The following is a 14,778-nucleotide window of genomic DNA, read 5'->3' as shown; positions in this document are numbered from 1 at the left end:
TTGAAGAGTACGAGTGCAAAGTATTTTCAAGAAGTACTTATGTTGTCATGGAAGACGGCGAGCATGGTCCAGAATACTCAATATTGGTCGGGATTGATCAATTTTGAGTCAAGTCTCTCCTCTATCCTGACGATTAGTATAACGAATATACGTTTTTTTCTTTTCAGGAGATCGAATATGAAATTATGGATTCGCGTTGCAACTCCACTGATGATCGTGTTGAGTTTCGCACTGAATGCCAAAGCCCAATACGCTGCCAACTATGGCATGGCGGGTACGGGTGTATATGGAGGCATGCAACAATGCCCCTATAATTACGGCGGTGGTCAAGCAGCAGTAAGCGAAGACGATGATGTTGCTGATCTTCAACAGCAAATCGCTGAATTGAAAAAAGACAAAGCAGAAAAAAAATCTGATTTGAAAAAAGCAGAGAGAGACATGAAGTATGCAAGACGTGATATCGAAGACGTCGTTGCTGACAACTATGCTCAGACTCTTTTTGAACACATGGACGGCACGAAATCTTGTGACGAGTATGAAGGTTACGCTGAAGACTTTACAGCAGACGGCGTTGTTGTCGGCGAAGAAGGTCAGCAAAAATCTGCACCCAAAAGCAAAGCGGGTGATTTCTCTCCAGCTCAGTGGAATGGTCTAGATACAAAAACGAATTATGTTTGTAACCGAAGTCAAAGAGGCACGATCAATCCGGCAGCCTGCTTTGCTCCGTTCCAAGTTCAAGATCGCAAAATCGGTAGCACTGACAGATGTAAAGCGGCTTTGAAAACTTACAGCGCTTCTACATCAAAAGCGAATAAGCTACGTAGCGATATTGAAAATATTGATCGCTCTATTGAATATGCACAAGATCGTCTAAGAGACGCTCGTAAAGACGCTCTTCAAGCTCGTCAGGATGCTCAACGTGAGCAAACTGAAGCAGGCATCTGTCCAAACTGTGCGGCTTCAGGAAATGGTTATACATATACTAAACCTCAAACTGACTGGACGAGTGTCATCGCGAATGTGGGTATGGGTCTGTTTGGTACTTATCTTGGTTACCAACAAAATAAATACGCTATCGAAAATGCTGCGAATCTTGGTTACCCAATGAATCCTGCTCCATCTTTCTTGATGGGCTTTCCATATCTTGCGACAGGTTTGACGCAAGCGTTGGGTGGCGGTTCGGGTGTGTACGGGGCGATGTCGACAGGCATCGGTGCTGGCGGTTTCGGTTGTGCGGGCCAAAATGGTGGCGCAATGGGTATGTATGGTCCTATGGGTGGCGCAAACGGAACTGGAATGTGGGGTAACCCCTATTTGAACGGTGGCGGCCAAATGGGCGGCGGTATTTACGCTGGTGGCATGGGTCCTTGGGGAATGTCTGGTCCGATGGGTGGCATGATGGGTGGTTACCCAGGTATGGCTTACCCAGGTGGTATGGGTTATGGCGCATATCCAGGTGGCATGGGCATGGGTTCAATTATTAGTGGTGGAGCAATCGGTGGCGCATTCCCAGGTGGAATGGGTTACGGTTCTTATCCGGGTGGTATGGGCTACGGCGCATATCCAGGTGGTATGGGCATGAACTCATTTATCGGTGGTGGTGGTATTGGTTCTGCATTCCCAGGTGGAATGGGTTACGGTTCTTACCCGGGTGGAATGGGCTACGGGGCATATCCAGGCGGTATGGCCATGAACTCATTCATCGGTGGTGGTGGTATTGGTTCCGCATTCCCAGGTGGAATGGGGTATGGATCTTATCCAGGTGGTATGGGTTACGGCGCATATCCAGGCGGCATGGGTGGCTATGGCACATACACGGGTGCTATGACCAGCGGTTACGCGGGTGATATGGGTATGATGCAAATGCAACAGCAAATGATGCAAATGCAGATGCAACAACAGCAAGCTTACTTCCAAGCTCAAATGCAGCGTCAACAAGCTTCAGCGAGCGTTGTTTCTGAAATCATGAACTTGCAGCAAAAACTTTATTACATCCAATCCGGCGCGTATTCCGGTGGTACAAGCTATATTGGTGGTTCTGGTTCTTCTGGTTACTACAACACGGGTACAGTTACTTACCCAGGTGGCGTGATCATGGGTGGCAGCGGCACAGCGACAACTCCGGTTGGTACGGGTGTGACGGTTCCGGGCCAAGTTCCAATTCTTAATAACAATGGAACTTCGACTGGCGTCGGCACAGGTCGCTAATTTAAAAATTAAAACTTAAAAAGTATAAGGCCCTCTGATAAAACAGAGGGCCTTATGCATTTAAAGATCCCGCGTCTTTATGACAGTCATACTCATTTTTTAGCTACTGGCGAATTTGCGACAGGGTTGATGCTATTTGATCTGCCCAGCGCGGAAGCCATTCGCCATGTGTCTTTGCAGGGCAAGACCGCTTTTCGTGGCGGTTGGCTGGTGGGCTTTGGCTGGGATGAAAATAAATGGGCGGATAAAAAACTTCCGACGAAACAGCAGCTCGATGAAATTTTCCCGAACTATCCTGTTTATCTTGCCCGTGCCGATGGTCACACGGCGTGGGTGAATTCTCAGGCTTTGAAAGGACTGGGTTTGCAGTCCGAGTCGGGGCTGCTGAGCGAGAAAGATCATCTGCAAAGCTTCGATAAAATCCCTCCGTACGAAAAAGCCCAACAGCGTCTGCAAATTCTCGCCGCCTGCAGAATGTTTAATCGTGCGGGGTTCACTCACATCCGCGATATGTCTTGCACTGATTCTTTGTGGAATCTTTTGGTCGAGATGGAAGATGCGCGAGAGCTGACCTTGGCGATCGAGGAAAATTACACCATTCATGAACTGAATCAATTGGATCAAGCGATTGCTTCCATTTTGCTGGCACGCAAGCAATCAACTCGTTTGTTAAGAGCTAAAGGCATCAAATTTTTCTATGACGGCTCGTTAGGTTCAGAAACCGCATTGTTGTCTCGCCCTTATAATGGGGAGGGGAATAACTTCGGCAAGACTTTGTGGTCATTAGAAGACGCCGAGGAAGTTTTAAAGCTGACGTGGGCCGCGGGGCTGGAAGTTTCAGTTCATACCATTGGAGACGAAGCTGCTCATCAAATCGTAAAGCTTGCACGTAAAGTGTCAGCACAAGGTTTCGTGGGACGTTTGAATTTAGAACACGCACAAGTTTTAAGATCTGAAACCATTCAGATGATGAAGCCACTTCATGTGCGCTGTCATATGCAACCTTGTCACTGGTTAAGTGATCGTAAATGGTTGCAACAAAAACTTCGCGGTTTGTATTCCTATGCATTCCCGTGGGAAGCATTGAAGAATGCACAGATTCCGATTTCTTTTGGTTGCGACAGTCCGATTGAACCGACGTCTTTTTTTGCAAACAAACAAGCTCTTGAAGAAAGTCCGAAAGAAAGAATCAAACGTTTCACTGGGGACTTGAGCGTGTATCATGCCCATCCTGATGCTACGTGGACTGATTCATGGACTGTGATCGATGATGATCGCATCCAAGAAGTCGTTTTTGACGGAAAAGCCTTGGATTTGACTTAAGGTTTTTCCACGACGATTTTCTTATCTTTCAAACCGTAGGCTGCCGCACTACCCACTAAAATTATTCCCAATGGATAGACCCAGGATTTGTTTTCGTTGAGCCATTCGCTAAAGCGATTTCCCGAAAGCGGAGCGTTTGCAGGCTTAAGGCAATCCCTTGAGAAAAATAGAGTCCCGGAACTTTGAATGTTGAAGTCATCAATGCTGGTTGTGTAACCACTGCAAGTGCCAGCAACCATCGGTACGAAGACAAAGTGTTGCTGCATCAGCTGATTGTACGTTCCGTGAAAATTGACTGCCTGGTGAGTATCAGACAGCAGTTGAAATTCATATACGGCCTCGATTGAAACTTCCAGGGAGTTTGCCGTTGAGATAGTGTAGGGGTTGGATTCGATTACCAGAGTCTGTGCTGTAGGCCACTGTCTGTTGATGGTTATAAAATCCACTCGTACTTTAGGGCACTTTTCCAAGGGCATTCCCAAAAGTCCCCGTACTTTGCAATTCACAGTTTTTATATCTAGATTATTTTTCAAATCAGATCTTTCCATAAGCTTTGATGAAAGATCGTAAAGAAAATTAACCGAGTTCAAGCTCAACGGACCGCTTTTTTGTACAAGGCGAAGAGAGTCTGAAATATTCTTTGGGCTCGCTTCAAGATTTTCACCGATTCTGTAGAGTTCCTCTTCCTGACGACCGTTCGTTTGAAGGCGCTGAACCAGGTGCTGACTAAAAGAAGCCATTTCCGGATGCTCTTTAAGGAAAGAATCAAATTCGGCCGGGCTGCTGCCAGCGGCCTGAATCAGTACGCCGCTGGCGAAGACTTTTTCCGTGAAGAACGCGATTATGAAGGCAAGAATGAATCGTTTCATAAAATTTCCTAGTTTGAGTATTCGATTCTGACGGCGTTTTGTTTTTCGGTGGTGGTTAGCTTTCCACCACGCACTTCAGGGTTTTGTACAACGGCTATAAAGGGTCCATTTTGTTGCAGGATTCTTTGTCCTTCAGTTTCTTTAACCAAAATGGCGAACTGATCCGGATTTCTGGGAGCACGAACCAGCTTCACGCGCGAAGCCACGCGAACCCCTCCTTTGCGTGCGTCGGTCGGTGTAAGATACAGATCTACAACTCCACCCATATTACCGACGATGGAACTTAAAGCTTCTGAATTGGCAATTTCCAGAGGAATCAGTGTTAAGCCTTGGGGAATAAAAGTATCCAGGGATTCCGGTGCGGTTTCCGCTGTGGCAGGGGGGAGTGTGGGTTTGCTATTCAAAAAGGTAATGGCACCCAAAATGATAAAGCCGCCGAGTAAAAGCTTGTGTTCAAATTTTAGTTCTTTGATTTTATTTACGAGGTTTGTCGCTTGAAAATTGGAAGCGCTGATTTCTTTGTTTAATATTTTCATAACTTTTATATCCTTGATAGCCCTTCGAGTTCACCGCGTTTTTGTTTTCATTGAATTTGCTGAAGCCAATGCAGAACACCAGCAGAATAAAGAACATAAAAAGGCAGGCTTCGATTAAAATTTGACCCTGATAATTTTTGGCGTCCATGAGGATCCCTTTTCTGTCACCGTGACTGCGCAGAACTTTTTAAATTTATATTCTCCAGAGATAAAACTTTGCAGGTATCGCTGCACGCGAAGCTGATATTGCCATTCATGCACCAAAGCTTGACGTTGTTCGATGTCGGAATCAGTTCGGTAAATCGGAGCAATGTCCGCGCCCTCCGGTGAGACGGCCAGTCGGGGAGCCGCTTTAGGTTCGATGCGCGCAATGGATTCAAAAAGACTTTTGTATCCGGTGATATCAGCATTCAGCAGTCCCAATTTTCGCACGGTATTTTGTTGCGCCATCTGTAAAGCAAAATTTCCCTGGATGATTACCTGCTGCTGGCGGAGTTTTAAAATTCCTTGCTGGGCGAGAATCGCTTCATGTTCGATGATGGCAGCCGCTTGAGCTGGTGTGCCTGTAGTGGCCGCGATCTTTTCCAGGGCTTGTTTTTCTTTTTGGATTAACTTGCTGGCTTTGGGGTTTAGCTTTAAAAGCGCTTCGATTTGTTTTCCCGCTATTTCTTGCCCCTCGATTCCTCCAGCACGACAGGTGTACAGAAAGCGTTGTTCGATTTGCAGAAATGTCATGACGGCATAACTTGCCAACCCTACAGCCAAGACCACGGGAAGGAGTGCCACCATCAGGGCTAAAGCAAAGCCTTTTTGATCAGACAATGTCATAACGTACCTTTAAGTGGGAATTTCATTTCTTTGCGAATCATGATTTGATTCTGGATTTTGACTTCGCCTTGAAGAGTGTATCTTTTGCCAGAGCCTCGCTGATTTAGGCGAAGCTCTGGAACTTCACCATTCAGCAGAACTTTTTGAATGTGAGTTTTAAATTCACGTTCGCAGCTGGAGATAGATTCAGAATCTGTGCAAATCATGGCTTCGTGCAGAGCTGCGTCTGCATAAAAATAGACGAGGGCGCGGTAGGCGGCAAGAAACAGGAGCATAATAAGGGCCATCAAAACCGGAAGGATTAAGACAGCCTCTATCAGTCCTTGTCCTTTACTTGCCTTTGGATTTGTTAGACTTGTCATTGACGGAGTCTTCAAAGAAATTTCCAAAGTCGCGTTTTTTGTACACGCCTTCGGTGACTTCTTTGGCTGCTACTTTGCCGGAATCTCCACCCAAAGCTTTGGCAACATTTGCGAACTGCACGTCGATGTTGGCACCCACGACTTTGATAACGGCGATGCTACCAACCGCAACGATGGCCACGATAATAAGATATTCGATAAGGCCCTGGCCATTTTTGTTTTTGATGATATTATTCATTGATCAAACCTCCGCAGGTGAGGTTTGCAAATATGGAACAGTAATTTCCAGTGAAAGAAACGGTATCGTGATCTCGTCAGGCGGACAAAGCCGTCGGCGGAAATAAAAAAAGGGAGCTTGTGGCTCCCTTTTTCTTAAAACTATTTAGAACTCTCTTTAATGAACAAAGTCAGGTAATGGCGAACCATGTATTCCAACTTCACCGGTTGGTTTTGGTAAGTCCAGATCAACTCACCAAACGCACCCCATTTTGCTTCAACAACATGCTCATCCATCACGTTCGTTGCTTGCGCTTCCGCAGCACCTGGAGTTGGGATGTAGTTTGTGCCGATAAAGTTAAAGCGAACACTGATTTGTCCTGGGCCCTTCAATGAGAAGATCATTTTAAAGCCGTTACGGAACAACATAAAGTCAGCATGAGTTTTTGCGATACCGTAGATTTTGATACGACCCAAAGCTGAAGGCTTTAGTTCGTTAAATGCTGAAGATGAATCTACAAATTCGGTTTTTAGAGCCAACAGGAACTGGATAGTTTCGCCAACAAGTATTTTGTCAGCGTCAAAGCCAAAACTCATATCAATAAGTCCGGACTCTTCCATTTGTTGTTCAGCTTTCACAAGTTCTTTAATCCAGCTGATTTTTTCCATCGACTGTCCCCCCAAATACAATAAGCACCAATCCTGGGCGCTAGTTGTCATTATCTTTAATAATTTCGGGGGGATCAATCTTTGTCAAGGCAGAGCGGTTTGGCTCGCCGCGACGCAAGGCTTCAAAGGAGAGGGGAGTGTCCCTCCGCGCGCCCGTGGTCGGCTTTGTCTTTTTGCGACTCGGGCTTCCGGCCCTCAGCCGCCGCCCGCCTTTGGCGGGTTCGCGCATCGTGCGCCGGCGGAGGTCGCAAAAAGCCAAAGCCGTCCCCGGTCCCGCTGCGTGCCACTCCCCTCTCCTTTGAAACCTTGCGCCGCTCGGTTTTGTGTTTTTAGAAGTGGGATTCGATCGAAGGAGATTCGTTAATGGCTGGGGGCTTTAGAATGGGGGAGCGGGTTTTAGTTTTTTGGGGTGTAGGTTCTTAGGGGTGGGGCTTGGTCGGTGTATCTTTGTAGTTCTATTGGGGGGATTTGGATGTTGTTTTTTGTTTTTGTGATTTTTAGTTGAGACGTGGTTGTGCCTTCTTCGACTTTGAGGCCTTCGATGGATTTTAGGTATTGGGTTAGGGTGATGTGTTCGTTGTTGATTTTGATCTGTGTCGCGAAGGGGCTGATCAATAGGTACAATTCGCCTTCCAGATTTAATAGATCGATGGTTTTTTGTAGGGCTTGGGAGAGGTTGGCTGTGTAGGAAAGGACGCCATAGACATCCGTGATGATGTCGGCTTTTTTCCAGGTTGCGGTTGGCATTGTCTCGTAGGCGCCTTCTTGGATTTTTAGTTTTCCGTCGAAAGAGGAGGGTTTGAACCAGCGATCCAGTTTGAAGGCAACGGCTGTGGCTTGGGGGGCTTGGTTTTTGTTGCTGAAAGATTTTAGGAAATCAATTTGGGCCGTGGCTTTGCCGGCGCCTAGGTCGATCCAATGTTGATTTGCACTTAGGTTTACGATGCTGTTTTTAAAATCGGGGTGCAGGTCACGTGCGTATTCTTCAAAGTGGCGGTTGGTTACGAATTTATTTTTTGCGACTCTTTCAGAGATGTACGGGGCCTTTTCTGGGGTGAAGACGGCGGAGCAAATTTCTGCGGCTTGGGCTTGGAAGGTGAAACTTGAAAGTAAAACTGCTGCAAAAATCAGCTGTCTCAAAATGAGACGCACTGTCGAACTGCAGTGGCTGTGACCGAAAGTGGGCACTGCGAAACCTGGCAGAAAGCGTCTGAATTGAGAGCAAGATTTTATCTTCATCTTACTCTTGGTAGTTACAAATTATGGGCCAGGGCGAAGCCTTAAAAACCGGTGATTTGAATCGAGGTTTGGAGGGCGGTTTCTGAACCTTTAGGGGCATTAAAGGCCTGATAAACACCCACAATGAAGTTCACCGGAGCGATAAAACCCAGTGTTGTTTCGAGATGGGCTTCAGCGCCGGCACTCCAGAAACTGCGTTTCATGTTGATGGCATTATAGACGATTTGATTGGTGGAATCATTCACCAAAACCCCATCGGCGGCAGCCCCGTCAACGGTCAATGCTCCTGTCACACGACGGAAGAAAACTGGCAGAGTGCCTGAGCCACTATAAATATTAGAAACTGGAAAGCGATACTCGCCGGTAAAGCTTGCCATATTGCGACCGTAGACTTGCCCGCGCGCATACCCACGCAAAATGTATTGTGGCAAGGGACTGTCTTGAGACTGCACGATATTTTGAGAGGATGCGCCATACAGCGAGGAGATCACCTCCGGCGTGTACATTCCATTCAAGCGCAACATCAACGAGTGATGCTTTGGAAGAAAGCGCGAATTGTAGGCGGTGATTCCGGCGATGAACTGTGAGTGATGTAGATAGTCTTCGTGCTGAACATAGTTGTAAGCACCCAGATAAAAACTGCCACCGGATTCAGGAGAAATCTGTGCTCCTGATTTGCTGTAGTTGGTGTAAGAAAAATAGGCGTAAGGGCCGGTTCTTTGAGTCATCGGATTTGTCGAAAGAACCACTTCACGTTGCAGATACTGCCAACCTAGCTGCAGACTCGTATAGCGCGACAACCAAAACATGTCTGGCAAAACGGCACCAGCATAGGAAGTGTCTGTGAGTTTGTTTTCCACGGTTCCGATGTAGCTGCTTCGCGTGTAGCCACTTAATAAAAACGGCAAATTCGTTTGTTGATTAGTATAGGAAGCATCGATCCCGCCTCTGTTGATGGCTGTGTCCCAGGTCGCTATGATCGTGTAGGAATGCTTTTTCAAGGGGTCAAAACCCATCGTGATCGCTTCTAAAATCAAGCCGGTATCACTCGAAGATCCCGCAATGAACGGAACCCAAAAGCGGGGCCACAGGTATCCACCCGCAGAGTAATCTTGGATCTCTCCCTGGCGAACGGCTGTTTCGGCGCGGGCTTGGTCCACGGCCAGTTCCTGTTCTGTTGGGGGAGTATAGCGGTCAGCTAGCATCGGTGTGATTTGTGGCAGTTCCTCGGGAGTCGCTTTCCAGTCTTGAGGTTTGTAGGCAACAACTTTTAAACCCTGTGAAGTCATTGAAGTTGCGAAAAGTTCCTGTAGCGAAGGATCAATGTCCGCCGAGAAAACCGAAGTTAAAGTGTGAGTCAGCGGTTTTGCTGAAAATAGTCTTTCATCTGCCACATAAATATTCTGCGTGCCATTTTTGCTGGAAGTGAATATGAGGCCCGCGACAGTTTTACGCGGGAAGCGTGCGTCGGGGAAATCGCCCAGGATTTTTTCCACCGCTTTGCTGGAGAATTTATATGTATATAGATATTCGCTGCCATCATGACGAAGCGAAAACACAATCGTGTCATCATTCCAGAAAACGGGATAAGAAATACGGTCCATCATCGGGGCCGAGAACAGAATTTTAACTTCCTTGCTGTTTTCGAGGGAGCCCAATGTTGCGAGATGGGTTTTTCCGCCCTCGAGTTTAACGAATACGATTTTATTTCCATCAGGCGAGACCGACGGTTCGCGGGCGCGCAAGCCTCGAGTCAGGCGCTGAGTTTTTTTCTTCAGGATATCAAACTGAAAAAGGTCAGAAAAACGATCGACCTTATTTGTGACGTCGATTTTGTCATAAACTATTTTTTGAGAATCCGGATACCAGCTGACTCTTTGGATACTTCCGGAAGGAGGTTCATCCATGGTCAAAGTCGGAGTAAAGTTCTGATCAAATTTTTCGATCGTGTCGGTTTCTTTGGCATCCATGAAGCTGGTATTTGTGTCTTCACGAACAATGATTTTAACCGCACGGTTGTTCGAATCGTCCTCGGTGACGACAGCCATGCGTTTGCCATCAGGAGAAATCGCTGGTGCCGTCAAAAACAGGTAAGAGTTTCTCAACGGAACAAATGGAGTCGGCAGAACTTCACGCAAAGTTTTTAGCTGAGTTTGCGCGCGCACTTGAGTTTCATTCAAAGCTTTTGCGTATTGCGCAGAGTACTCCATGCCCAGATTTTCCTCAGCTGGTGTTTCGAGGAAGTAAGGAATGCGGCGACCGTGGCGTTGGTTCAGGGCATCGACCACTTTTTTTCCCTGGTCGGCCAGGATCTGACTCCACATCAGGGAACCAAAAATATAGGGACGAGAACCTTCAGGCCATGTCGGAATGCTTTCATTGATCTCGGCGATCGTATATTTGAACAGCGTTTGATCTTCAACCATCGCTCGGACTAAGGAATCTTGATACGAAGATCGCAGGCGACCCTTGTTGCCCAGGCGGGTTTCCATTTCGACGGCCAAGCCTTCTTTCCACCAATTTGGTAAAACCAAGTTGGGCGCGACGACCGAACCGAAGACCGCGCGCAGGGGAACCATAATTCCGCCGGCAGGTTCAAAGTTTAAAATATGGGTGTATTCGTGAGCTAAAAGCTCGAAAGCCCAGTCGCCAGTATCGGCTAAGCTTTCTTCGGGTCCCGGCAAAACGGGGTATGCCATAATATGGGGATAAGGCAGGCGGGTGGCGTAACCATTTGTGATGTCAGTTTTGTCGTTAATAACGACGGTTGTTTTCGGTGGGGCTTCACTAAAGTAAATTTGCAATTGGTAATAGGCGCGTTCTAACTTTTCGGCATAGAGAAGACCAAGGTCCTGCTGCTCGGCATTATAGATAACTTCAAAGTGGGGAGTCGAGAGAGTCTTCCATTTGATATGCGGTTGTACTTCCCATTGTGCATTCACAGTCACAGAAGTCAGTAAACTTAGCAGAGTAATCGCTCGAAATAAAAAAACCTGCATATTTCCGTCTCAATATTTGCCGCTTACAGCAACGCAACACACTTTAAGAAAGCAAAGGTTTGACAATAAGCCGCTATAAATTAAAGTTTTTACTGTGTTAATTGTACCTATTCGAACTTCATAGGAGGACATCATGGTTCGTAAATTGGCTCTAGGTCTTGTTGCATGTGCAATGGTAGTTGGTTGTAAAAATAAACAAGCTCAATCAGATGCAAACATTCAAACTTCACCAACTGGAAACACTGCAATTGAATCAACGCCAATGAGCTTTGATCCAGCAGGTTCTGACTCTGGCAAAATCGCGGGTCTAGTAACTGTTCATTTCGGTTACGACAAATCTAGCTTGGATGCGGCTTCTAAAAAAGACATCGCTACAAACGTAGACTGGATGAAAAAGAACGGTAACGTGAAAGTACAAATCGAAGGTCACTGTGACTCTCGTGGTACTATCGAATACAACGTAGCTTTGGGTGAGCGTCGTGCTAACGCAGTTAAAGCTTACATGGTTTCTTTGGGTATCCCAGCGGATCGTTTGAGCACTATCTCTTACGGTAAAGAAAAACCAGTTGCTAACGGTGACTCTGAAGAAGCTTGGGGCAAAAACCGCCGCGCTAACTTCGTACCTGCTCAGTAATTAAGAAAGGGTTGCAGTGACTTTGGCCAGATTATTCATCGGAGTTTTAATTTTTTCGGTGATGGTTGGTTGTCAGACTGTCCCTGCCCCTATCGAGGATTATTCACTTGCCCGGGCCGCTATTGATGCGGCCCGAGCTGTTCAAGCTGCCCGCCACTCGCCAGGATATTGGCATCAGGCTGAAGAAGCCTACCGCAAAGGTCGCATTTTTTACGATGACCGTGACTATGCCCGCGCTAAAGAACAATTTGTAAGAGCGAAATTCGCTGCTGAAAAAGCAGAGAACTCGGCTCGTTTGATTCGTCAGAAGACCGGAGATATTCTATGAAGTTACTTGTTACCTTGGCCGCTATTTCTGTAGTCATGACCGGCTGTCTGCAAACTCGTAATGATGTTCGCGACAATGAACAACGCCAAGTCTATCAACAGCAAGTATCTACGATGCAACGTCAGACAGCCGATGCTGGCAACCGCTTTTCTGATATGGAAGAGCAGATGCGCGCGATGAACGGCCGCATTGATGTGGTTGAAAACAACCTGCAAAACAACAACCTTGAAAAACAACTTAAAAACACTCAACAGCAAAACGAAGCTTTGAATAAAAAGATCGATTTGTTGCAAGAGGGTTTCACGAATCTGGAAAAGCAAGTTTACGCATTGAACGCTCAAGTAAATGCGATGAACGCGAGCCGCCAGGCTGCTGAAGCTGCGGCAACGGCTGCTGCCGAGAAAGCCGCTGCTGAAAAAGCTGCCGAAAAAGCAGAAAGATCAAAAAAGAGCGGTTATGAAATCGGTCAGGAACAATTCAATAAAAAAGATTGGAAACAGGCGATCTTAAGTTTCCAAAAATACCGTGATGAATCTCCGAAGGGTTCTCACTTTGCCGATGCAACCTACAAAATCGGCGTGTCCTTTCAGGAATTAGGCATGAAAGAGGAAGCCAAAACCTTTTTTGATGAGGTTTTAAGCAAATTTCCTAAGTCAGATGAAGCTCGTCGTGCTAAGATTCGTTTGAAGGGTTTAAAATAAGAGCCAAGTGATTGAAAGAGTATTAGCGATAGAAACCAGTTGTGATGACACCTCAGTTGCGATCGTAGATCGTAGCGGCTGGGTGCATTCTGTGGTTTCCGCTTCTCAAGACCTGGAACACGAGGCATACGGCGGCGTGGTTCCTGAAATCGCAGCTCGCAATCACTCTATCGCCCTGATTCCTCTGATCGAGGAAGCCTTTAAAAAAGCCAACATGAACTGGTCGGATATCCAAGGTATTTCGGTAACGAATCGCCCGGGATTGGTGGGTGCTTTGATCGTGGGTTTGGTGACCGCTAAATCTTTGGCTCAAGCTAAACATCTTCCGTTCCTGGGTGTAAATCACCTTGAAGGACATTTGCTTGCACCTTTTTTGAAAGATGCGCAGTACGCTCCGCCTGAAGATTTTGATTATCCGTATGTGGGACTTGCTATCAGTGGTGGTCACACCAGTCTTTATCACATCACAGCTTTAGGTGAATACCGCGTGCTGGGTGCAACCAAGGACGATGCCGCTGGCGAGTGCTTTGATAAGTTTGCGAAAATGGCAGGCCTTGGATTCCCAGGTGGAGTGAAGGTCGATCAAATGGCGAAGCAGGGTAATCCGCACGCATTTGAATTTCCTCGCAGCATGATTCACGACGACACTTTCGATATGAGTTTTTCGGGTCTGAAATCTTCCGGCCAAAGAATGATTCAGCAATTAGGACCTGAACAAGTGAAGGCACAATTGCCGGATCTGTGCGCTTCTTTCCAGGAAGCGATTGTTGATGTGCTTATTGCTAAATTGGATCGCGCCGCCAAAGTTTACAAAGCGAAACGTGTGATTCTGACGGGTGGAGTGAGTGCGAACTCACGTCTTCGTGCCCGTGCAGAAGAATGGGCTGCGAAAAAAGGTTTGCGCTTGGTGGTTCCGCCGTTGAGATATTGCACAGATAATGCCGCGATGATCGGTTATGTCGGTGCGCTTCGCATGGCTCGCGGTGAATCTTCACAAATTGATTTGGGTCCTTCTCCTCAAGCTCTTCAATCGGATTTCAAATGAGTTACGCCCGCGAACGTTTAAAAAAAGCCCAGGAACAACTGGGCATCGAAGCCAAAAAATCTCTTGGTCAAAATTTTCTGGTCAGTGATACGGTCATCAATCGCATCATCGATCAGGTGAAAGCCTTTCAACCGGAGCAAATGGTTGAGGTGGGACCTGGTCCCGGCGCCTTGACGGATTTGCTTTTGGAAATGAATGTTCCGATGCAAGTGATTGAACTAGATCGCGAGATCGCGGGTTATTGGCGCGGTAAAGGTCTGACAGTTCATGAACAAGATGCTTTGCGTATGGATTGGGAACAATTCTATAGCGACAAAAAGCTGGTTTTCGTCAGCAACCTGCCGTATCAGATTTCATCAAGTATCGTGATCGAGCGTTCGATGGAAAATCACGGTGTCGCGCACATGGTGTTGATGTTCCAAAAAGAAGTCGCCCAAAGAATCAAAGCTCCAGCTCGTGATGATCATTATGGTCTTTTAAGTGTGATTGCACAGACCTTCTGGAACATACATATTGTTTCCGAAGCCGGCCCTGGGGACTTTGCTCCACCTCCAAAGGTGGCTAGCCGCGTTCTGGGTTTCACCCGCATTACAAGTGACGTTAAAAACCACAAATCCTTCCTGACCTTCGTTAAGATGGCCTTTGCCCAGCGACGCAAGCTTTTGAAGAAAAATTTGGCTGGTATTTTGGGTCAAAGAAATGTAACTCAAGAACAACTGATAGAGTGGATCAAGGAACTGGGATTCCCTGAAACAGCGCGCGCCGAGGAGTTAAGTCCCGCGCAGTTCGTAAAGCTTTATCACAAGTTTGGATTTGAGTAA

The 14,778-nt window shown here is 46.8% G+C and carries 15 protein-coding genes; 7 read left to right on the top strand and 8 right to left on the bottom strand.

Annotation, left to right across the window (positions count from 1 at the left end):
* Window positions 1-177 precede the first annotated feature (177 nt).
* A complete protein-coding gene (locus HW988_RS16355) occupies window positions 178-2,208 on the top strand; it encodes a hypothetical protein (protein WP_181605230.1) in 2,031 nt (676 codons plus the stop codon).
* Between the two features lie 54 nt (window positions 2,209-2,262).
* Window positions 2,263-3,531: an amidohydrolase gene (locus HW988_RS16350; RefSeq protein WP_181605229.1), complete on the top strand. Its 1,269-nt coding sequence runs from the start codon at window positions 2,263-2,265 to the stop codon at window positions 3,529-3,531.
* On the opposite strand, the gene HW988_RS16345 is transcribed toward HW988_RS16350, so the two are convergent.
* The 8 genes from HW988_RS16345 to HW988_RS16310 all read right to left on the bottom strand — a co-directional run bounded on the left by HW988_RS16345 (window position 3,528) and on the right by HW988_RS16310 (window position 11,249).
* Window positions 3,528-4,400 carry a hypothetical protein gene (locus HW988_RS16345; RefSeq protein ID WP_181605228.1) on the bottom strand — a complete coding sequence of 291 codons (873 nt, stop codon included), beginning with the start codon at window positions 4,398-4,400 and terminating at the stop codon, window positions 3,528-3,530. The two genes, HW988_RS16350 and HW988_RS16345, sit on opposite strands and share 4 nt — an antisense overlap.
* 8 nt (window positions 4,401-4,408) lie before the next feature.
* Entirely contained in the window at window positions 4,409-4,936 is a 528-nt protein-coding gene (locus tag HW988_RS16340; protein WP_255490077.1) for a hypothetical protein, read from the bottom strand.
* Between the two features lie 114 nt (window positions 4,937-5,050).
* A complete protein-coding gene (locus HW988_RS16335; protein WP_181605227.1) occupies window positions 5,051-5,764 on the bottom strand; it encodes a hypothetical protein in 714 nt (237 codons plus the stop codon).
* The gene (locus tag HW988_RS16330; RefSeq protein ID WP_181605226.1) at window positions 5,761-6,126 is read right to left on the bottom strand and encodes a TadE family protein; all 366 of its coding nucleotides are present in this window, start codon (window positions 6,124-6,126) and stop codon (window positions 5,761-5,763) included. The genes HW988_RS16335 and HW988_RS16330 overlap by 4 nt, the downstream gene beginning before the upstream one ends.
* A complete protein-coding gene (locus HW988_RS16325; RefSeq protein ID WP_181605225.1) occupies window positions 6,095-6,364 on the bottom strand; it encodes a Flp family type IVb pilin in 270 nt (89 codons plus the stop codon). The genes HW988_RS16330 and HW988_RS16325 overlap by 32 nt, the downstream gene beginning before the upstream one ends.
* Window positions 6,365-6,504: 140 nt before the next feature.
* The gene (locus HW988_RS16320; protein ID WP_181605224.1) at window positions 6,505-7,011 is read right to left on the bottom strand and encodes a hypothetical protein; all 507 of its coding nucleotides are present in this window, start codon (window positions 7,009-7,011) and stop codon (window positions 6,505-6,507) included.
* A 396-nt stretch (window positions 7,012-7,407) separates the two neighbouring features.
* On the bottom strand, window positions 7,408-8,250 hold the full coding sequence (locus HW988_RS16315; RefSeq protein ID WP_181605223.1) for a hypothetical protein: 843 nt from the start codon (window positions 8,248-8,250) through the stop codon (window positions 7,408-7,410).
* 41 nt (window positions 8,251-8,291) lie between these two features.
* Window positions 8,292-11,249, bottom strand: coding sequence for a PD40 domain-containing protein (locus HW988_RS16310; RefSeq protein ID WP_181605222.1), 2,958 nt, complete (start codon window positions 11,247-11,249; stop codon window positions 8,292-8,294).
* A gap of 133 nt (window positions 11,250-11,382) precedes the next feature.
* Between HW988_RS16310 and pal the strand changes: the two genes are divergently transcribed.
* From pal to rsmA, 5 genes are read left to right on the top strand one after another with little or no spacing between them, the layout of a single operon-like run.
* A complete protein-coding gene (gene pal, locus HW988_RS16305; protein WP_142701508.1) occupies window positions 11,383-11,883 on the top strand; it encodes a peptidoglycan-associated lipoprotein Pal in 501 nt (166 codons plus the stop codon).
* A 16-nt stretch (window positions 11,884-11,899) separates the two neighbouring features.
* Complete coding sequence (locus tag HW988_RS16300; protein WP_255490076.1) at window positions 11,900-12,211, top strand: DUF4398 domain-containing protein; 312 nt, start codon at window positions 11,900-11,902, stop codon at window positions 12,209-12,211.
* Window positions 12,208-12,912, top strand: coding sequence for a tol-pal system YbgF family protein (locus tag HW988_RS16295; RefSeq protein ID WP_181605221.1), 705 nt, complete (start codon window positions 12,208-12,210; stop codon window positions 12,910-12,912). The genes HW988_RS16300 and HW988_RS16295 overlap by 4 nt, the downstream gene beginning before the upstream one ends.
* Before the next feature lie 7 nt (window positions 12,913-12,919).
* Complete coding sequence (gene tsaD, locus HW988_RS16290) at window positions 12,920-13,957, top strand: tRNA (adenosine(37)-N6)-threonylcarbamoyltransferase complex transferase subunit TsaD (protein ID WP_181605220.1); 1,038 nt, start codon at window positions 12,920-12,922, stop codon at window positions 13,955-13,957.
* Window positions 13,954-14,778, top strand: coding sequence for a 16S rRNA (adenine(1518)-N(6)/adenine(1519)-N(6))-dimethyltransferase RsmA (gene rsmA / locus HW988_RS16285; protein ID WP_181605219.1), 825 nt, complete (start codon window positions 13,954-13,956; stop codon window positions 14,776-14,778). Before tsaD ends, rsmA begins: the two co-directional genes overlap by 4 nt.

Source organism: Bdellovibrio sp. KM01, from assembly GCF_013752535.1.
In the GTDB taxonomy this organism is placed as follows: Bacteria; Bdellovibrionota; Bdellovibrionia; order Bdellovibrionales; family Bdellovibrionaceae; genus Bdellovibrio.
This window is presented reverse-complemented; position numbering and strand designations above follow the sequence as displayed.